Here is a 20,127-nt window from a genome sequence, read left to right as displayed (position 1 = left end):
AGATCTTATATTACTTCACTGAGACAAACTCAGGGTACGCACCTACACCACAATCGTGCATGTCCATACCTTCCAGTTCTTCCTCTTCAGAAACTCGAATACCCATAGTTACTTTCAGTACATACCACACGACCAGGCTTGCTCCGAAGACCCAGCCAAAGATAACCGCTGCGCCCAATAGCTGAGTTGAGAAAGCCGCATCTGCATTGCTGACAGGCACCATCATCAAACCAAACAAGCCACATACACCGTGAACTGATATCGCACCAACTGGGTCATCGATTTTCACTTTGTCCATCGCAACGATGCTGAATACTACCAGCGCACCTGCCGCTACACCGATACCAACAGCCACTAACGGAGAAGGAGACAACGGGTCAGCAGTGATGGCAACCAGACCAGCCAATGCACCATTAAGCACCATAGTTAGGTCAGCTTTGCCCCACGTTGTTTTACACACTAGCAGTGCTGCAATTGCACCTGCCGCCGCTGCTGCGTTGGTGTTCAGGAAGATTTGACCTACCGCTGTTGCGTTTTCAAAGTCTGAAACCATTAACTGCGAGCCACCGTTAAAGCCGAACCAGCCAAACCATAGGATGAATGTACCAAGCGTTGCCAAAGGCATGTTTGAGCCCGGAATTGGATAAATCTCACCATTTTTTCCGTACTTACCTTTACGAGCCCCCAGAAGCACCACACCTGCTAACGCTGCTGCGGCACCAGCCATGTGAACAATACCGGAGCCAGCGAAATCACTGAAACCTGCTTCTGCAAGGAAACCACCGCCCCATGTCCAGTAACCTTCCATTGGATAAATAAAAGCAGTCAGGACGGCTGAAAAGATCAGGAAAGACCAAAGCTTCATTCGCTCAGCGACTGCACCGGATACAACGGACATCGCAGTTGCAACAAACACGACCTGGAAGAAGAAGTCGGACTCAAGTGAGTGATCGGCACCTTCACCCTGAGAACCAATCAAGGCACCAAAGGATGGTAACCAGCCCCCTTCTGCATTATCGACGTACATAATGTTGTAGCCCACAAGTAAGAAAGTGGTACAGGCAATCGCGTACAAGCACACGTTCTTCGTTAAGATTTCTGTGGTGTTTTTAGAGCGTACAAGCCCCGCCTCTAGCATGGCAAAGCCCGCTGCCATCCACATAACCAATGCACCTGAAATGAGGAAGAAAAAGGTGTCTAGTGCATATCTGAGTTCAGCTACTGTTACTGATAGTTCCATAATAATATCCCCAATCCCTTAAAGTGCTTCAGAATCCATTTCACCAGTACGAATACGAATCGCTTGGTGAAGGTCATAAACAAAAATCTTTCCGTCGCCAATCTTGCCGGTGTGGGCGGCTTTGGTGATGGCTTCTACTACTCGGTCTACGTTTTCTGCCTGTGTGGCAATTTCTAATTTTACTTTTGGTAGAAAATCGACTTGGTACTCGGCTCCGCGGTATAGCTCGGTATGACCTTTCTGACGACCGAAGCCTTTCACTTCGCTAACCGTCATACCTTCAATACCTACATCGGATAATGCTTCCCTTACATCGTCGAGTTTGAATGGCTTAACAATGGCATTTATAAGTTTCATCACGTCCTCTCTAAAAATGGTGTAATCCGTTAACACACAAGCAACAATCAAGGAGCGTGCCAAAAACCTAACTTAATGATTTCAATAGATTTAAGAAGTAGCGGTCGTAAAATGAAAAAAGAGGATGCACAAAAATTGTGCATCCTCTTCCCAAATTTGAAGCAGAGCTCATATCTTTCCCCAAAATGGTGAGTATTTTGAGAATGAAGACCTAAACGCTTTATTTAGTATGACGTTACAAACGCCTTCCAGGCTTTTACTAATTCGACAAAATCTTCAAATCCACAAGCTGCGCTGCTTTCACTTTCATAAAGATACATATCGGGCTCAGCGCATTCCTGTTCGAACTCAATGCCGTTTTCTTGAATCACCACTTCATCGCGATTGATTAACACGCTGATTTCACGACCTTCGATCTTATCTTCATGATGCTGACCTTCCATCATCCATTCGAGTCGCTGCAGAATACCGTCAATAACACTAAGCTGAGCGTTCACTTCTTCCTGCAACCAGCGTCCCACAATCTCATGCCCCATGCTGCACTTGACCATGTAGTCACCCGTTAAGCTGTTTTTAGTGAATTGGTATTCCATTGTCTGTTACCCGCAAATTTCAGAGGAAGCGGAGTGTATCACTTAGTAGAAGGAGAGGCGAAGCTCACCTAATTCTAATTTTAGAAAATAAAGAGGAAGTGAGTGATGCGATAGTGAGATTGGAAAGTAAAAAGCGCCCCGATTGGGGCGCTTTGGATATCAGAATTTCCTTAAGCTTATGCTGGCTCTTGGAAAATCACCGTATCTGCTTTCTTGGTGTACTGATCCATTTTATGGAAGTTCAGGTAGCGATACGTATCCGCTGCTGTCGCATCAATCTGCTTCGCGTATTCCAGGTACTCTTCATTAGAAGGGATATGGCCAAGAATCGCACCAACTGCGGCTAGCTCAGCAGAGGCTAGGAACACGTCTGCACCTGTACCCAAACGGTTAGGGAAGTTACGCGTTGATGTGGACATTACAGTCGCTTTGTCTGCAACTCGCGCCTGGTTACCCATACACAGGGAGCAGCCCGGAGTTTCGATACGAACGCCCGCACGACCGTAGATACCGTAGTAACCTTCTTCTGTAAGCTGGTCACGGTCCATTTTCGTTGGTGGTGCAATCCATAAACGCGTATCCAGCTGACCGTTGTGCTTATCAAGAAGCTTACCGGCTGCACGGAAGTGACCAATGTTGGTCATACAAGAACCAATGAATACTTCATCGATTTTCGTGCCTTGTACAGAAGACAGTAGACGAGCATCATCCGGATCATTTGGCGCACACAGGATAGGTTCATTAATCTCTGCAAGATCAATTTCAATCACGTGAGCGTATTCTGCGTCAGAATCAGCTTCCATCAACTCTGGATTAGCCAGCCACTCTTCCATAGCTGTGATACGACGTTCGATGGTACGCACATCGCCGTAGCCTTCAGAGATCATCCACTTAAGCATGATGATGTTCGAGTTCAGGTACTCCTCAATCGACGATTGAGATAGCTTAACAGTACAACCCGCCGCTGAACGTTCTGCAGACGCATCTGACAGTTCAAATGCCTGTTCAACCGTCAGGTGCTCTACACCTTCGATCTCAAGAACACGACCAGAGAACTCATTGATCTTACCTGCTTTCTCAACAGTCAGAAGACCTTGCTGAATCGCGTAGTAAGGGATGGCATGTACCAAGTCACGCAGTGTGATACCTGGCTGCATATCGCCTTTAAAGCGAACCAGAATCGATTCCGGCATATCAAGAGGCATAACGCCTGTTGCAGCAGCAAAAGCAACCAGACCAGAACCAGCTGGGAAAGAAATACCCAGAGGGAAACGAGTATGCGAGTCACCACCCGTACCAACAGTGTCAGGAAGTAGCATACGGTTTAGCCATGAGTGGATTACACCATCACCAGGGCGAAGAGAAACACCCGCACGGTTCATGATGAAATCAGGCAGTGTGTGGTGAGTGTTCACATCAACAGGTTTCGGGTACGCCGATGTGTGACAGAATGACTGCATGACCAGGTCTGCAGAGAAGCCTAGACACGCCAAGTCTTTCAACTCATCTCGAGTCATAGGACCGGTTGTATCCTGAGAACCTACTGTTGTCATCTTCGGCTCACAGTAAGTACCTGGGCGAATGCCCTCTACGCCACACGCTTTACCCACCATCTTCTGAGCAAGGGTGTAGCCCTTACCCGTATCGGCGGCTGAAACCGGGCGACGGAATACGTCTGAAGACTCAAGACCCAGAGACTCACGAGCGCGGTCTGTCAAACCACGACCAATGATAAGAGGGATACGACCACCAGCACGTACTTCATCAATCAATACGTCTGTTTTCAGGCTGAATTCAGCCAGTGTTTCGCCAGACTCGTGGTTACAAACTTTACCTTCAAATGGGTACACGTCGATAACGTCGCCCATATTCAGCTTAGTTACATCCACTTCGATTGGCAGTGCACCTGCATCTTCCATTGTGTTGAAGAAGATAGGGGCAATTTTACCGCCAAGTACGTAACCACCCGCTTTCTTATTTGGCACATTAGGGATGTCGTCACCCATAAACCAAAGTACGGAGTTAGTTGCGGATTTACGAGAAGAACCAGTACCTACAACATCACCGACGTAAACAAGCTGGTGACCTTTCTCTTGCAGTGCTTCAATCTGCTTAATTGGACCAATAGTTCCCGGAGAATCTGGTTTGATACCTTCACGTTCGTTTTTCAGCATAGCCAAAGCGTGAACAGGGATATCTGGACGAGACCATGCATCCGGCGCCGGAGACAGGTCATCAGTATTGGTTTCACCCGTTACTTTAAATACAGTAAGTGTGATTTTTTCTTTTAGCTCTGGCTTGCTTAGGAACCATTCAGCATCAGCCCATGACTGAAGTACTTGCTGAGCGGAAGCATTGCCAGATTTGGCTTTCTCTTCAACGTCATAAAACGCGTCGAACATAAGAAGTGTATGAGAAAGTGCTTTAACAGCAATTGGCGCCAGATCTGCATCATCAAGAAGAGAAACCAGCGATTCGATATTGTAACCACCTTGCATCGTACCCAATAGTTCCGCGGCTTTCTCGCGGCTAACCAATGGGGATGTAACTTCATTTTTGGTAATAGCAGTAAGGAATCCAGCTTTAACGTAAGCGGCTTCATCTACGCCAGGTGGGATACGATTTTCTAGAAGATCAATTAGGAAAGCTTCTTCGCCTGCGGGCGGATTTTTTAATAATTCTACAAGTCCTGCGACTTGTTCAGCATCAAGGGGTCTTGGAACGACTCCTTCTGCGGCACGCTCTTCGACGTGTTTACGGTAGGCTTCAAGCACGACTCATTCCTCTCATTGCGGTTTGACCTCCCTTGTGATCAAGAGGTGCAAACATCCTTGGAAAAACTTGGCTGCCTTGCCGCTTTTATTATGAATAGTCTTATTCTGATTCTTAATAATCAACAGCGGCATAGGGCCAAACTGTGGGGTGGAGAATAGCAAATTTAACTTAAAATTAAAATCTTATCATTTTGACCAACATAGCAACTTGAGACTAAAGTTCTATGAATTTAAGCATTTTTATTCGCGTTAAAAAGCCGTTCCCACGATTAGGTATACCGAACTGAAACGTTCTTCTGTTTGCCCGTACGCTAAAATTATAGGCCCAATCGGAGATTTCACACCTGCAAAAACCGACCCTGCCACGTACATTGGCGCTTCACTGATTTTCAAATTGGGATCAGACCACACTCCGCCATATTCCGCTGAAGCTCCGAGGTAAACCGGAGAGCGGAACAAGCCGAAGTCGTTGTCAAACCAACGGTAACGGTACACCAAACTGCCGAAAATTTTGTTCTGTCCGATCAAACTATTTCCTGATAAACCAGACAGATTCAGAAACCCTCCCAGAGACTTAGGCATAATCGGGATGGTGGCATTCCGGCTGCGGGTCACTTCATATTCTGCCATTCCGACCAAAGTATGACGTTGATAGCTGTGTGCGGTGCCCAATTGAATGGTCACTTCATTGACCCGGTCTTCGGTATAAGTTTCTTTTTGATCCTCTTGTATGTTGTCTTCTGACGCCAATAGCTCAAAGTGAGCTAAGTTCCCCTCCGCAGGAAAACTCATATCATCAAACGTATCGTATCGATAACGCGCAAAAAGTCCTTTTCGGTTGAAATTCTGCGTGCCAAATTTGGGCAATGAAGAAAGAGAGAAATCGCCGACCGTATACCGAGCACCAAATTTAAACTCATGATTAAAAGAAGGTGCGATCCCCAGTGCTGCTTCTGCCGTAAACTGAACATAGTTGATCGGCAAGAAATCTTTGCTCCCCGCTAACGTTACTTCTTTCAGAAAATCTTCATCAAAAGGCAACTGCCGATTTTCATTCACATAAGTCATCGAAGCACTGGTAAACAGCTTCTGCTCATTGAATATAGGGCTATACCATTCAGCTTCAATAAGCTTATCAGACCCCATTTCTAAATTAGTGCGAATTTCAGCACCTTTGTCGTTTAAGTCGGTGAAGTTAACACTTAGCCCGATCGAGTACTGGCTTGTGTTCTGAAAATCGTCTTCCAGATAGAAGCGGAAATCGACATAGTTTGGTCCCCACTCCTTTTCATTCACCTCGACATAAAGCGTAGTTTTTCCCTTGTCGTCCTGATCGTAGCGGTACAAAACCTGTTCGAATCGGTTTAAGGAGTAGAGGCTGTGAACCCGAGTTTCCAATTCATCCAAGGTGTATCGTTTACCGGGCTCAAGCGACAAAAACTGTTTGAGGACGTTATCGTTGTAGTGACTGTTGTTGATGATTTCGATTTCATCCACAACCAGCTGATCACCGTAAACAATAGAACGTCTCGCATCCTGCTTACGGTTGATGTATGCCTGATACTGTATCGGGCTGGTCGCGAAGCGCTGAAGCGCCTCTTTTGATTCGATGGCAGCAATATAACCAAGCTCGTAAGCATCAGGCATTCGAGAGAAGTCGGTTGTCGACATATCGCCCACTTTTGGACTTAACAGAACATCTTTATCTGTGAGTTTCTTCGACTGGCGATGGGTACTTCGCTGAACCATGTAGTTCGATAGCTGGTCGCCTACATTGATAAACGTTTTTAATTCGTGACGGGATTGATAGTCGGTACTGATATCAACAGCGATAATCAGATCAGCCCCCATTTCCCGCGCCAGCTCAACAGGCATATTGTTAGTCACACCACCGTCAACAAGCAGCTTTTCTCCCATGGGAAATGGAGGTAAGGCACCGGGAACAGACATGCTTGCCATCATGGCATCGGTCAGATAACCGCTATCCAGAACGACGGGCTCAAGCTTCACAATATCAGTCGCGACAGCTCGATAGCGTACGGCGAGTTCATCGAAAGAGTACATTGGGGGTATGTTTCCTGCGGCTTCGCGCAGAATTCGATGCATGTTCTGCCCCTGAACCACACCTTTTGGTGCGGTTACATCACCAAAACGTAAGCCAAGGTCAGTTTGAATTTGATAGCGGTCGTAATATTGTTTTTCACGAACGGGAAGCTGGTCGCGATTGACCCTGTCTCTGTAACCAGAACTCCAGTCTATGGTGTGGATGAAGGACTCAATTTCATCGGCAGACATCCCCGTGGCGTACATGCCACCAACAAATGCGCCCATGCTGGTACCTGTAATGATATCAACCGGAATATGCATTTCTTCCAGCGCTTTTAGGACACCAATGTGGGCAGCACCTTTGGCACCGCCCCCAGCCAATACAACCGCAATAACAGGACGCTCTTTCTCTGTTTCATTTTCAGAATTTGCCAATGCCATCTGGCTAGTCAGTAGTACCGCACTCAAAATAATGGCGGCGATTCCTTTACACCAAAAATGAAACAAGAGACCTCCTATTTATGGGTCAATGACTCTGAGAACATTAGCCCAGCTATTCGAATAAGCGGCTCAGCCAATTGGCGGGTCCGCTTTTACACGCTTCCTTTACGTCACCCGATTTATCCCATACGGGCAACGTAAATGCTTTTTTGCAATCTATTTTTAAACCACCATCCGGTTTAAGAGCAAACCCCATGGTCGTAATTTGTGCTGGCCATGGAAGAATCAGTTGTTCCGGTATCCGGTTCTGCAGGTACTGGTGATAAACCCGAAGTGCACCACTTGACCCTGTCAGCTTGGTGGGTTTGTTGTCATCCCTTCCAAGCCACAAGGTCACCACTTCTCGCCCATCGACACCAACAAACCAGCTGTCTCGGGTATCATTACTGGTTCCCGTTTTGCCCGCCAGTGTCATGCGACTAAATTGACCTTGCAAATAACGGCCAGTTCCCTCAGATACCGCTTTTTTCATTGCATAGGTCGTTAGCCAGGCAGCCTGTTGAGGTACGCGCTGGGACACTTTAGGAATTGAACGATAAAGCACATTCCCTTCCAGATCTTTGACGCTACGTAACGCGCTCAATGGCGCTTTTTTTCCAGAATTGGTGAGTGTCTGATACATCTGAGACACCTGATATGGCGTCAGAGAAAATGATCCGAGAAACATAGACGGCACCGGACGAATTTCCTGCCTGTCGACACCGAGCTTCTCAAACGTATCCATCACCGCGGGAATACCCAGCTTCAGCCCTAACCTGACCGTAGGCACATTGAGTGACTTAGCAAAGGACTGGTAAAGCGACACATCACCACGATACTTTCTGTCGTAGTTTTTTGGCGACCACACACTGCCCTGGCTTCCTTTAAGCGAGAACGGCGTATCTTTAAGGGTCGTCGCCAATGTAAATTCTGCTGGGCTTTGCAATGCAGTCAGATAAACCGCGGGTTTAGCCAGAGAACCAATCGGTCTGGATGCGTTCAGTGCTCGATTAAATCCGTCGTAACCGGTTCGTTTGCCTCCTACCATGGCTCGAATTTCTCCGCTCCGGCGGTCAACCGCAATGCCTGCGGCTTCCAGCCCTTTTCCAGCTCGAAGCTCAAGTTGCGGAATTTTCGATTTGATGGCTTTCTCCAATTCAAACTGAGATACCGGATCCAGAGACGTAAACACTTTTAACCCAGCCTGACGCTGAAACGCGTCGCCGACTTTTTGTTTCAACTCGCGGCTAACTTGCTGAAAATATGCAGGCTGTCTGCTGGCAATCTGCGGTTTTTCCTGTGTATCCAAATCTCGGCTTGCCGCCATCTCAAACTGAGCAGCGGTTAGAATGTCGTGCTGCATCATCAGACGAAGCACTAAATCACGACGCTCTTTCGCCCTTTCTGGTTTGCGAACCGGGTTGTAATAGGATGGTCCCTTAACCATACCAACCAGCAAGGCAATCTGGTCAATACGCAACTCTTGTAAAGGCTGACCAAAATACAACCTTGAAGCCAAGCCAAACCCATGAATGGCTTCTCCACGGCTCTGACCCAAATACACTTCATTTAAATAGGCTTCGAGTATGCGATCTTTGCTGTAACGATAATCTAAAATCAGCGCGATATACGCTTCACGCACTTTTCGCCACAACGTTCGTTCACGCGATAAGAATAAGTTCTTAGCCAACTGCTGGGTCAGCGTACTGCCACCTTGCACCGTTCGACCTGCTTTTACATTCGCAACCAGTGCTCGCAGTATGGCAAAAGGAGACACCCCTTCATGCTGATAGAAATCCCGGTCTTCGGTCACCAGAAGAGCATCCACCAGCACTTCTGGGAACTGCTCACGCTTCAAAAACAGTCGATTTTCTTCGGTGTTTTTTTCCAGCATTCCAAGCATTTTGGGATCGATGCGTAAATACCCCATGTCTCGTTCTGATTCCAGCGACTTAATTCGTTCTAGCCCCTGCTCATTAAAGTAGAGCATGACGTGTCGTGACGCTTCGGGACCATCTTCAAATTCGAATTCACGGCGAATGAGCTCTATCTTGGTGGAAGAGGAGGAATACTCACCTGGGTGTCTGGGTGAACGCACTTTACGGTAGTTGAGTACGTCCAGCTCTTTTCGAAGCTGGGGTAAGGTAACAGGGCTTCCCGGGCTCAATGTTAGAACGCGGCCATAAACCACCGTTGGTAAATCAAATAGCTGTCCATCAAATTTCTGCCTGACGACGCTATCCAGATAGATCCCAACGAAAATCAGAACCGCGAATACTGTCACGGCGCTTTTCCATGTCAGGCTCCACAGAGTTCGCAACCAACCTCTCTGTACTTTCTTCTTTGTTCTTCGTTTAGTCGCCGGTTTTCTGGGGCTTCGCTTCTTAGTCGTCGCCTTTTTTGTGGTTCGCCCTGACGTTTTCTTTTTCTCTGTCATGAATTCAGTTGTCGCTTGGTTTTTGTGGTGGCTTCGTGATTAGCCGGATCATCTGGCCACGGGTGCTTAGGGTATCGCCCTTTCATTTCTTTTTTGACTTCATGGTAAGACCCTTGCCAAAACGCCGCTAAGTCTTGGGTTATTTGAATAGGTCGCCTTGCGGGAGACAACAATTCTAACGTTACGGCAATTTTTCCTTTGGCTATTCTGGGAGATGCCTGTTCCCCAAACACTTCCTGAACTCTGGCAGAAAGGTGCGGAGGCTTTCCTTCCTGGTAGCAAATCTCACGTGTCTGCCCAGTCGGAAGTGGGTAACGCTCAGGGAGCCATTCATCAATACTCTGATTCAAAGGCCAACCCAAATACGCATTGAGTGCCTGATACATATCCACTTTTTTTAACGCCTTCATGTTAGAAACCCCATTCATAAATGGCAACAACCACTTATCGAGATTTTCAACTAAGCCGGAATCTGAGACATCTGGCCAAGATTCTTCTGAAAGCCATTCGCGAGCACAGCGAATTCGGTTCAATAACCCCGAGGCTTTGTCTGACCAGAACAACACATCCAATCCATTTTGCTTGATATGATTCAGCAGAGCCTGTGATTTCTGCTCTTCTGTTATCTCTTTTGTTGGTTTCGCTTCCAGAACAATCGCATCGATAGATGTGCGTGCTTCCGCTATAAGTTCCCCTTTTTGGTCGTCCCAATAAACAAACACACCTTGTTTTATCAATTCATCTGGAATTGAATCTAGGGGGCAAGCCAAGTGGATTTTACTGTCGCTGTTTCGCCCTTTCATCAGGTCGACAACCACTAAAAATTCGTTTTGACTCAACGAGGAAAGCGAATCCACCTCCGCGCCATGCCCATTTGCCAGAAGGTAATTTTCCCCTCCTGCCGATCTTTGTTTCGCGATTCGGTCAGGAAACGCCCAACAAAGGCATACGCCCGATAAAAGTTCATCAAACCTGAAAGAGGTAGATTGCACACCTAGTCTGGTGTTCAGAGCTGAGATTCTCGTTTTAACTTTGTGTTGATGTTGGTGACGTCCGTCTTTAAAGCGCTGAGCTGAGTGAATCAAACTGTCGCTGTTTCTTTCAGGCTCTTCTATCAACGCCACCATCGCCATAGCGGTACTCAAATGTTCACCGCTTTCTTGACGTGCTTTGAGTAACATAGCCGCCATTCTAGGATCGGTTCCGAGTGACTGCGCCTGAATACCCAGCTCCGTCAACTTGCCTTGCGCATCCGTAAGACCCAGTTGATTGAGAAGATCCGTTGCGGCAGAAATCGAAGACTGAGTTGGTACGTCAAGCCAGTGCTGCGGTGAAAATTCACTGTTCCCCCACTGAAGCATTTCCAGCATCACAGAAGACAAATCCGTTCGGAGAATTTCTGGTGTAGGAATTTTTGGTTGTTGAAGCAATTGCTGCTCGCTGTACAGGCGCACGCAGATTCCGGCTTCCAATCGACCCGCACGCCCCGCCCTTTGATGAGCTGAAGACTGCGCAATACGCTGTTGCTCCAGCTTGGTAATACCCGTTTTGAGCTGGAAAGAAGCAAATCGCTCTAGCCCACTGTCGACCACAATTCGGATGCCTTCGATAGTCAGACTGGTTTCGGCAATATTGGTCGCCAGTACGACCTTTCGCTTGCCCTGTTCAGGTGGAGAGATGGCTTTTTGCTGATCGGAAAAATTCAGTTGCCCGTACAATGGGTAAACATCGGTCTTGCTATCCAGTTCGCCAAGATTCTCTTTCACCTGATTAATCGCCCCTGCACCCGGTAAAAAAACCAGTATCGAGCCAGATTCATTAGCCAGTAAGGATTGGATTTGCTTGGTTACAGAAGTTGCTAGTCGGTCATTCACCGACATGGGGGCATAACGATACTCAATGGGATAACCGCGCCCTTCTGATTCAATATATGCAGCTTCCGGAAGCAATTTGGTCAGTGCAGACTCATCAAGAGTGGCTGACATCACCAGCAAAGTTAGGTCTTCACGCAGAGCTTCCTGAATCTCCAGACAAAACGAAAGGCTGGTATCGGCGTGAATGCTGCGTTCATGAAACTCATCAAATATCACCAGAGAGACCCCATCCAACTCTGGGTCAGACTGGATCATTCGGGTCAAAATCCCTTCCGTTACCACTTCCAGTCGAGTGTGTTTACTCGCTTTGGTTTCGCCTCGCACGCGATACCCGACGGTTTCTCCGACTTTTTCACCGAGCTGAGACGCAAGATAGTGAGCGATATTTCGCGCTGCAAGCCTTCTGGGTTCAAGCATGATGATTTTTCCACTCACCACATTCTGTTTTACCAGTTGTAAAGGCAAATGAGTGGACTTACCTGCGCCTGGCTCGGCTTTCAAAACAACCTGCTGTTTTGAACGAACCGCGCTGAGTAGTTCTGGCAACACAGATTCTATCGGGAGCTGTGACAATGAATGATCCTTGTGATGTAATGAACAGTTCTTGATGATTTGCCTGGTTGCAAAACATAGGCAAGCATTGTACATAAAAACAGTATTGAATCCCAAACACGCCCATGGAATTTAACCCACCTCTACAACGTGCGACACTCATCAAAAGATACAAACGCTTTTTGGCTGATATCGAGTTTGATGACGGTTCCACAACGACCATTCACTGCGCGAACACCGGAGCGATGACCGGATGTGCTGATGCAGGTAACACCATTTGGTATTCCACCTCGGATAATCCGAAAAGAAAATACCCTTGCAGTTGGGAACTTTCGCAAAACGCTCAGGGTGACCTAATATGTATCAACACAGCAAGACCCAATGCGCTTGTCATTGAAGCCATTGAGGCTGGGCGAATTCCGGAATTAACTGAGTACGAATCTTTACGGACGGAAGTCAAATATGGCAATGAAAACAGTCGTATTGACGTGCTACTCGAAAGCGAAGATCGCCCGAAGTGCTATATTGAAGTAAAAAGTGTGACGTTATTGCAAGAGAATGGACACGGCTATTTTCCTGATGCGGTCACAACGCGGGGGCAAAAGCACCTTCGTGAGTTGATAGAAGTCGCAAAAAGTGGAAGCAGAGCCATACTTTTTTTTACTGTTTTACATACTGGTATTGAAAAAGTGTCGGCAGCCCACCATATAGATGCGAAATATTCACAACTGTTAAATCAAGCAAAAGAAAGCGGTGTTGAGATACTCTGCTATAAGGCAGAAATCTCCGAACGTGAAATGCAATTGGTTCAAAGTGTTGATTTTATCAACAATCTATGAAAAATGATGCAACCTTCACAATGGCAGAGACCCACGCTTGCGAGTCATTGCCTACTGCTATTCTTTCTGCTATAGATACCCGCCTTGATTGACTGCTGGGCAGTCAAAAGGTGTAAGTAGGAGATGCTGTATGCCAGAAACTACCAAAAGAAAAACGCTAGGCATCCTAGCAATTGCAGGTGTTGAGCCTTACCAGGAAGAGCCGGGTGAAGAGTATATGTCACCAAGGCAACTGGCTCACTTCACTAAGATTTTAGAAGCTTGGCGTAATCAGCTCAGGGAAGAAGTCGATCGTACTGTGCATCACATGCAAGACGAAGCAGCAAACTTTCCGGATCCTGTTGACCGTGCTTCTCAGGAAGAAGAGTTCAGCCTAGAGCTACGAAACCGTGACCGTGAGCGTCGCTTGATCAAGAAAATTGAGAAAACTCTCGACAAGATCGAAGATGGCGATTTCGGTTACTGCGAATCTTGTGGCGTTGAAATCGGTATTCGCCGATTAGAAGCTCGTCCAACAGCCGATTTGTGTATCGACTGTAAGACACTTGCTGAAATGAAAGAAAAACAAATGCAAGGCTAACACAAGCTAAGCAAGAGCAGTGATAAAAGGGAGCCTGTCAGCTCCCTTTTTTGATGATTACCATGAGCAATTCTAACTACATCGGGCGTTTTGCCCCCTCGCCTTCTGGTCCGCTTCACTTTGGTTCCTTGATCGCTGCTTTGGGCAGCTACTTTCAGGCTCGCTCAAAATCTGGAAAGTGGTTAGTGAGAATGGAAGACCTGGACCCGCCGAGAGAAATGGCAGGGGCAGCCGACCTCATTTTAAAGACATTGGACTTTTACCAGCTTCACTGGGATGGTGAAGTGCTGTTTCAGAGCCAACGTCACGGAGCCTATCAGCAACAAATTGATCAATGGCTGAAAGAAGGGTTGGCATACAACTGTAACTGCAGCCGTAAGCAGATTAAAGAAGCGGGCGGGTTTTATCCGGGAACATGCCGTCATAAATCACTGATGACTTCTGACCCCTGCGCCGTCCGGCTGACTATGACTCATCCGGTGACTGAATTTACCGACTTACGACATGGCAGCATCGACATTCCACCTGCTCTGGCACGGGAAGATTTCATCATTAAGCGTCGGGATGAATTGTTTGCCTACAATCTCGCCGTTGTGCTGGATGATATTCATCAGGGAGTCTCTGAAGTGGTTCGCGGCGCAGACTTGATCGAGCCGACAGGTCGACAAATCAGCTTATATCAAATGCTTAAAAAAACGCCAATTGAGTACTTGCACCTGCCGTTAGCCATCGATGAACGCGGCAACAAACTGTCGAAGCAGAACCGCGCAGAAGGCATCAGCCTGGACAATCCCAAGCCTGAAACATTGCTTGCAATGCGCTTCTTAGGCTTTGATTTAGATAAAGAATTAGAGCAAGCTAGCCAACAGGAAATACTGAGGTGGGGTGTCGAAAACTGGCACCTAAACCAACTACCAGACGAGATCAAAATCACGTCCCCATTCTCAAACAAGGACAGCTAAGCTATTATTAGCCGCAATTTTTGAGCACAAACGTAATAGAGGTGGGCTATTTTTAGTCAAGTTACTCGCTTTTGCCGTAAGATTCTAACCAGCAAAGGCCAACAAAATAGTCGCTCAAACGGAGAACTGACTCTGAATATTATTACAAGAGAAGAGCACAACATTTCTCGCAAACAGATTAGCGACAACGCACTGAAAGTGCTGTACCGCCTGCACAATGCCGGATTCGATGCATTTCTGGTAGGCGGTGGAGTGCGCGATCTCCTGCTCGGCGAACAACCTAAAGATTTCGATATTGCTACCAACGCCACTCCGGAACAAATCAAGCAGCTCTTCAGAAACTGCCGCTTGATCGGCAGACGATTCCGACTGGCTCACATTATGTTCGGGCGCGATATCATTGAAGTGGCGACATTCCGTGGTCATCATCAGGAACCGACCAAGAATGTTGCTGCTCAATCGAAAGAAGGCATGCTTCTGCGTGATAATGTCTATGGCACCGTAGACGAAGACGCTGAGCGCCGTGATTTCACCATCAATGCCATGTACTACAGCATCGCAGATTACAGTATTCACGATTACGCTGGCGGCATTGACGATTTAGACGATAACCTTATTCGTTTAATTGGCGATCCAGAAACACGTTACCGCGAAGATCCTGTTCGAATGTTGCGAGCAATTCGTTTTGCAGCAAAACTCAACATGGATATCGATGAAGACACTGCAGCGCCAATCAAAGAACTTGCACATTTGTTGCGAGACATTCCAGCAGCCCGACTGTTTGAAGAATCCCTTAAACTGCTTCAGTCAGGTAATGGTCTGGAAACCTATCACCTGCTTCGTGAGTACGATCTTTTCCAACAGTTATTCCCGGATATTGCTCAGGAATTTACTGAAGAGCAGAGCAGCCAGACAGAGAAAATGATCGAGCTGGTTCTGGAATCGACCGACAAGCGCATTCAGGAAGGCAAACGCATAAACCCTGCGTTTATGTTTGCGGCTCTACTCTGGTACCCGTTGAATCACATGGCAGAACGCCTGATGGAGAAACGTAATTTTGCTTATTACGACGCCATCATGGAAGCCAGCAATATGATTCTGGATGAGCAGGTTCGCTCTATTGCCATTCCACGTCGCCACACTGCGACCATTCGAGAGATTTGGCAACTCCAGCTCAGACTGCCTCGCCGAAGCGGTAAGCGTGCCACAAGGCTTCTGGAACTGAACAAATTCCGTGCTGGCTTCGATTTCCTTGAAATGCGCGGGGAAATAGAGCAAGGTGACACCCAGGAATTAGCCAAATGGTGGCAGACATACCAGAATGCAGGGCGAAATATGCGCCAGGCAATGGTGACAGAATTAGGCGGTACGGCTTCAGGTCAGCGCCGCCGTCGCAGCTACCGAAACAAGAAAAGAAAGCCAAAAGCATGATTACCGTTTACATTGCTGTTGGCAGCAACTTGTCTGATCCCGTCACTCAGGCACTACAAGGCATTGAAGCGCTAAAAAGCATTCCGAACACTGAGTTGGTTCGCGCTTCTTCCCTGTACAGCAGTACGCCAATGGGACCACAGAACCAACCCGACTACATCAACGCCGTAGTTGAGGTACAAACCAGTTTGACGCCTCTTGAACTGCTCGACAGCACTCAAAAAATCGAGCTAGAGCAAGGGCGTGTCCGTAAAGACGAACGATGGGGACCAAGAACCCTCGATTTGGATATCGTTTTATACGGCAATGAGGTGATCGATTCAGAACGTTTAACTGTTCCACATTATGGAATGAAGATCAGGGAGTTCGTTCTCTACCCTCTTGCTGAAATCGCACCAAGTTTAACTCTCCCTGACGGGACGCAACTGCAGACGTTACTCAAACAAGTAGACCGAAATGGTTTAAACGTCTGGTCGTCGTAAGTTGCCCCTAATAAGGAAATATTATGAAAAACGTCACTATCAATACACTCATGACCTGGAAGCAGGAAGGTCGTAAGTTCGCAACTTCAACGGCTTACGATGCGAGCTTTGCACAACTGTTCCAGGAGCAGGAAATGCCTTTGCTTCTTGTGGGTGATTCACTGGGAATGGTGCTTCAGGGCGAAACATCAACTCTGCCGGTTTCTATCGATGACATTGCCTACCACACGCGCAGTGTTCGTGCGGGCAGCCCAAATTGCCTTCTTCTGGCAGATATGCCTTTCATGACTTACGCAACGCCTGAACAGGCTTGTGAAAACGCTGCCACGCTAATGAAAGCCGGGGCGAATATGGTCAAAGTTGAAGGTGGGCAGTGGCTCTCTGAAACCATTCGTGTACTGACTGAGCGTTCTGTGCCTGTTTGTGCGCATCTGGGTCTGACACCACAATCAGTGAATATTTTTGGTGGCTTCAAAGTTCAGGGGCGTGACGCTGAACGCGCCGAGCAAATGGTGCAAGACGCCATCGCACTGCAAAACGCAGGTGCTCAGTTGCTGGTATTGGAATGTGTTCCTGCTTCTCTGGCTAAACGCATCACCGAGCGTCTGAGCATTCCTGTGATTGGTATTGGCGCAGGTCCCGATACTGACGGCCAGATTCTGGTCATGCATGACATGTTCGGTATTTCTGCGAACTACATGCCAAGATTCTCTAAAGACTTTCTGGCAGAGACTGGGGATATCCGCAAAGCGATTGCCAAGTACAAGGAAGACGTACAAAATCAGGTTTTCCCAGGTGCAGAGCACAGCTTTGAGTAAGGAAATATAATGCAAACGTTCACTGATATTGCCTCCCTTAGAGATCAGATCAAACAGTGTAAGCGAGAAGGTCGCCGTATTGCTTTTGTCCCTACTATGGGCAATCTGCATGAAGGTCATTTAACACTGGCGAGAAAAGCTCGTGAACACGCCGATGTAGTGGTCGTCAGCATCTTTGTTAATCCGATGCAGTTTGAGCGTACAGACGATCTCAACAACTACCCTCGCACGCTGGAAGACGATCTCGCTAAATTGAATGGTGAAGCGGTTGAGTTTGTATTCACTCCAACACCAGAGATGATGTATCCAGAAGGTTTAGACAAGCAGACCTATGTGGAGGTCCCTGGTCTGTCCCTGATGCTTGAAGGCGCTTCCCGACCAGGTCATTTCAAGGGCGTATCCACCATAGTGACCAAGTTGTTCAATATCGTGCAACCTGATGTCGCCTGTTTTGGTGAGAAAGATTTTCAGCAGCTCGCCATTATCCGCCAGATGGTGGTTGATCTCGCTATGGACATCGAAATTATTGGTGTACCAACGGTACGGGAAATGGATGGCTTAGCAATGAGCTCTCGCAATACATTGCTTACGATTGATGAGCGCCAGCGCGCACCTGTTGTCGCGCGTACCATGCGCTGGATCAGCAGCCAAATCCGCGGCGGACGTGATGATTACTCTTCCATTATTGAAGATGCCAATGATCAACTTCGCGCAGCCGATTTACAGCCAGACGAAATTTTCATTCGCGATGCCAATACACTTCAGCCAATCTCTTCTGAATCGACGCAAGCGGTGATTCTGATTGCGGCTTTCTTAGGAAAAGCTCGCCTGATAGACAATCAGGTACTGGAACTGACGACTGAATCGAAAGAAGAACCGGAAGAAAAAACGTCGTAAGTACTGTTTTTCAGATACAAAAAATGGGTCGCTCAGCGACCCATTTTTATTTTCTCATCTAGCTTCGAAGACCAATGCCTTTCGCGACTAAATAGTGAGCAACGGCATACAAACCAACAATAAACACACCTAGCACACCAAAGGATGTAGCGATACCGACATCCGATACCCCCAGGAATCCATAGCGAAACGCGTTCACCATGTAGACAATCGGATTGATCTTAGAAACCCATTGCCAGAATTCTGGCAACAAACTGATCGAGTAGAATACACCGCCCAGATAAGTTAACGGGGTAAGCACAAACGTAGGAATGATAGAGATGTCATCGAATGTTCCCGCAAATACAGCGTTAATCAGCCCTCCCAAAGAGAAAACGACCGATGTGAGGAATACCGTAGCGATGATAATGCCCCAGTGCTCAACCTGCAGATCAACAAAGAACAGAGACACCAGTGTGACAATAGCTCCAACCAATAAACCACGAACCACACCACCCATCACAAATCCGGCAATGATGATGTAATTGGGTACCGGTGCCACCAGCAGCTCTTCTATGTTCTTCTGAAATTTAGAACTGAAAAATGAAGACGCGACATTGGAATAAGAGTTGGTGATCACCGACATCATGATCAAGCCGGGCACAATGTATTCCATGTAGGTGAAGCCCCCCATTTCCCCGATTCTTGAACCGATCAGGCTACCAAATATAATGAAATACAGCGTCATGGTGATCGCGGGGGGAACAAGTGTTTGTACCCAAATTCGCATAAAGCGGTTTATTTCTTTTGCCAGAAGACTCTTGAATGCCGTCCAGTACAACTGATACATCTCTTACCCCTGCTCTCTTACGATTGTGACAAACAACTCTTCTAAACGATTGGCTTTGTTGCGCATCGACATCACTTTGACTCCGCTTTCCGTTAACTGAGTGAAAATGTGGTTGAGCCCTTGTGACTTTTCCAGCTCCACTTCCAGTGAACCGTTAACGATATGCTGAGAATTGACGCCATCCAGTGTGGGCACATTATCGCTACTGTCCAGATCGAGAATAAAGGTCTCAACATGGAGCTTGTTCAGCAAATCTTTCATACTGGTGTTTTCAATCAGCTCACCCCGATTGATGATGCCGATATTTCGACACAGCATTTCTGCTTCTTCCAGATAATGCGTCGTCAGAATGATGGTGATTCCTTGTTGGTTGATTTCTTTCAGGAAATCCCACATAGAGCGACGAAGCTCTATATCAACACCAGCCGTCGGCTCATCAAGAATCAATAGCTGAGGTTCATGCATTAATGCTCGGGCAATCATCAGGCGGCGCTTCATACCGCCAGACAAGTTCATTGCACGCTCTTCTCGTTTGTCCCAAAGATCCAGTTTTGATAAATATTTTTTGGCTCTCTCTTTGGCAAGTGAGCGAGGCACACCGTAGTAACCCGCTTGCTGCATCACGATCTGTTCGACATTTTCAAACTGATTGAAGTTGAATTCTTGTGGCACTAGACCCAGATGTTGTTTTGCCAGCTCAAGCTCTGAATCAATGTCATGCCCGAACACTTTCACTTTGCCTGAGCTTTTATTGACCAGAGACGAAATAACACCAATGGTGGTGGATTTACCTGCACCGTTAGGTCCCAGCAAAGCATAAAAGTCACCTTTTTCTACATTTACGGTGATGCCCTTCAATGCTTCAAACCCACCCGTGTAGGTCTTTCGAAGTTGCTCTATTTCTAATGCGTACATGCTTCAGCGCTCTTTTCGAAG

The 20,127-nt window shown here is 47.2% G+C and carries 16 protein-coding genes; 7 read left to right on the top strand and 9 right to left on the bottom strand.

Annotated features, from left to right (window positions below):
* Positions 1–10: 10 nt before the first annotated feature.
* From QMG91_RS03265 to hrpB, 7 genes are all read right to left on the bottom strand, one after another.
* Positions 11–1,240, bottom strand: coding sequence for an ammonium transporter (locus QMG91_RS03265; protein ID WP_281828884.1), 1,230 nt, complete (start codon positions 1,238–1,240; stop codon positions 11–13).
* An 18-nt stretch (positions 1,241–1,258) separates the two neighbouring features.
* Positions 1,259–1,597 (bottom strand): P-II family nitrogen regulator, encoded by a 339-nt coding sequence (gene glnK / locus QMG91_RS03260; RefSeq protein ID WP_004401910.1) that lies wholly within the window; start codon positions 1,595–1,597, stop codon positions 1,259–1,261.
* A gap of 224 nt (positions 1,598–1,821) precedes the next feature.
* Positions 1,822–2,190: a YacL family protein gene (locus QMG91_RS03255; protein WP_281828881.1), complete on the bottom strand. Its 369-nt coding sequence runs from the start codon at positions 2,188–2,190 to the stop codon at positions 1,822–1,824.
* A gap of 176 nt (positions 2,191–2,366) precedes the next feature.
* Positions 2,367–4,964: a bifunctional aconitate hydratase 2/2-methylisocitrate dehydratase gene (acnB, locus tag QMG91_RS03250; protein WP_281828879.1), complete on the bottom strand. Its 2,598-nt coding sequence runs from the start codon at positions 4,962–4,964 to the stop codon at positions 2,367–2,369.
* Positions 4,965–5,213: 249 nt separating this feature from the next.
* On the bottom strand, positions 5,214–7,451 hold the full coding sequence (locus tag QMG91_RS03245; protein WP_281830432.1) for a patatin-like phospholipase family protein: 2,238 nt from the start codon (positions 7,449–7,451) through the stop codon (positions 5,214–5,216).
* 112 nt (positions 7,452–7,563) lie between these two features.
* Complete coding sequence (gene mrcB, locus QMG91_RS03240; protein ID WP_281828877.1) at positions 7,564–9,927, bottom strand: penicillin-binding protein 1B; 2,364 nt, start codon at positions 9,925–9,927, stop codon at positions 7,564–7,566.
* Positions 9,924–12,374, bottom strand: a complete 2,451-nt coding sequence (gene hrpB / locus QMG91_RS03235) for an ATP-dependent helicase HrpB (RefSeq protein WP_281828875.1) — start codon at positions 12,372–12,374, stop codon at positions 9,924–9,926. The genes mrcB and hrpB overlap by 4 nt, the downstream gene beginning before the upstream one ends.
* 104 nt (positions 12,375–12,478) lie before the next feature.
* Here hrpB and sfsA point away from each other — a divergent pair, with 104 nt between their 5' ends.
* The 7 genes from sfsA (at position 12,479) to panC (ending at position 18,362) form a co-directional block, all read left to right on the top strand.
* Positions 12,479–13,192 (top strand): DNA/RNA nuclease SfsA, encoded by a 714-nt coding sequence (gene sfsA, locus QMG91_RS03230; protein ID WP_281828873.1) that lies wholly within the window; start codon positions 12,479–12,481, stop codon positions 13,190–13,192.
* Positions 13,193–13,322: 130 nt separating this feature from the next.
* Positions 13,323–13,772, top strand: coding sequence for an RNA polymerase-binding protein DksA (gene dksA / locus QMG91_RS03225; protein ID WP_004401898.1), 450 nt, complete (start codon positions 13,323–13,325; stop codon positions 13,770–13,772).
* A 53-nt stretch (positions 13,773–13,825) separates the two neighbouring features.
* The gene (gluQRS, locus tag QMG91_RS03220; protein ID WP_281828871.1) at positions 13,826–14,734 is read left to right on the top strand and encodes a tRNA glutamyl-Q(34) synthetase GluQRS; all 909 of its coding nucleotides are present in this window, start codon (positions 13,826–13,828) and stop codon (positions 14,732–14,734) included.
* 81 nt (positions 14,735–14,815) lie between these two features.
* The gene (gene pcnB, locus QMG91_RS03215; protein WP_281830431.1) at positions 14,816–16,165 is read left to right on the top strand and encodes a polynucleotide adenylyltransferase PcnB; all 1,350 of its coding nucleotides are present in this window, start codon (positions 14,816–14,818) and stop codon (positions 16,163–16,165) included.
* Positions 16,162–16,647 carry a 2-amino-4-hydroxy-6-hydroxymethyldihydropteridine diphosphokinase gene (folK, locus tag QMG91_RS03210; RefSeq protein ID WP_281828869.1) on the top strand — a complete coding sequence of 162 codons (486 nt, stop codon included), beginning with the start codon at positions 16,162–16,164 and terminating at the stop codon, positions 16,645–16,647. Before pcnB ends, folK begins: the two co-directional genes overlap by 4 nt.
* Positions 16,648–16,670: 23 nt before the next feature.
* Positions 16,671–17,465 (top strand): 3-methyl-2-oxobutanoate hydroxymethyltransferase, encoded by a 795-nt coding sequence (gene panB, locus QMG91_RS03205; RefSeq protein WP_004401893.1) that lies wholly within the window; start codon positions 16,671–16,673, stop codon positions 17,463–17,465.
* 9 nt (positions 17,466–17,474) lie between these two features.
* A complete protein-coding gene (gene panC / locus QMG91_RS03200) occupies positions 17,475–18,362 on the top strand; it encodes a pantoate--beta-alanine ligase (RefSeq protein WP_223094869.1) in 888 nt (295 codons plus the stop codon).
* 58 nt (positions 18,363–18,420) lie between these two features.
* Here panC and QMG91_RS03195 read toward each other — a convergent pair whose 3' ends face one another.
* Both QMG91_RS03195 and QMG91_RS03190 read right to left on the bottom strand, forming a co-directional pair.
* Entirely contained in the window at positions 18,421–19,191 is a 771-nt protein-coding gene (locus QMG91_RS03195) for an ABC transporter permease (protein WP_022589629.1), read from the bottom strand.
* A gap of 3 nt (positions 19,192–19,194) precedes the next feature.
* On the bottom strand, positions 19,195–20,106 hold the full coding sequence (locus QMG91_RS03190; RefSeq protein ID WP_022595391.1) for an ABC transporter ATP-binding protein: 912 nt from the start codon (positions 20,104–20,106) through the stop codon (positions 19,195–19,197).
* Between the last annotated feature and the right edge of the window lie 21 nt (positions 20,107–20,127).

Source organism: Vibrio nigripulchritudo (genome assembly GCF_027924785.1).
Classification (GTDB): domain Bacteria; phylum Pseudomonadota; class Gammaproteobacteria; order Enterobacterales; family Vibrionaceae; genus Vibrio; species Vibrio nigripulchritudo.
This window is presented reverse-complemented; position numbering and strand designations above follow the sequence as displayed.

Bases quoted from the DNA above. Each gene is read 5' to 3' on its own strand.
- QMG91_RS03265 (WP_281828884.1), bottom strand. From the start codon at position 1,240: ATGGAACTATCAGTAACAGTAGCTGAACTCAGATATGCACTAGACACC.
- glnK (WP_004401910.1), bottom strand. From the start codon at position 1,597: ATGAAACTTATAAATGCCATTGTTAAGCCATTCAAACTCGACGATGTA.
- QMG91_RS03255 (WP_281828881.1), bottom strand. From the start codon at position 2,190: ATGGAATACCAATTCACTAAAAACAGCTTAACGGGTGACTACATGGTC.
- QMG91_RS03245 (WP_281830432.1), bottom strand. From the start codon at position 7,451: ATGGCATTGGCAAATTCTGAAAATGAAACAGAGAAAGAGCGTCCTGTT.
- mrcB (WP_281828877.1), bottom strand. From the start codon at position 9,927: ATGACAGAGAAAAAGAAAACGTCAGGGCGAACCACAAAAAAGGCGACG.
- sfsA (WP_281828873.1), top strand. From the start codon at position 12,479: ATGGAATTTAACCCACCTCTACAACGTGCGACACTCATCAAAAGATAC.
- dksA (WP_004401898.1), top strand. From the start codon at position 13,323: ATGCCAGAAACTACCAAAAGAAAAACGCTAGGCATCCTAGCAATTGCA.
- gluQRS (WP_281828871.1), top strand. From the start codon at position 13,826: ATGATTACCATGAGCAATTCTAACTACATCGGGCGTTTTGCCCCCTCG.
- folK (WP_281828869.1), top strand. From the start codon at position 16,162: ATGATTACCGTTTACATTGCTGTTGGCAGCAACTTGTCTGATCCCGTC.
- panB (WP_004401893.1), top strand. From the start codon at position 16,671: ATGAAAAACGTCACTATCAATACACTCATGACCTGGAAGCAGGAAGGT.
- panC (WP_223094869.1), top strand. From the start codon at position 17,475: ATGCAAACGTTCACTGATATTGCCTCCCTTAGAGATCAGATCAAACAG.
- QMG91_RS03195 (WP_022589629.1), bottom strand. From the start codon at position 19,191: ATGTATCAGTTGTACTGGACGGCATTCAAGAGTCTTCTGGCAAAAGAA.
- QMG91_RS03190 (WP_022595391.1), bottom strand. From the start codon at position 20,106: ATGTACGCATTAGAAATAGAGCAACTTCGAAAGACCTACACGGGTGGG.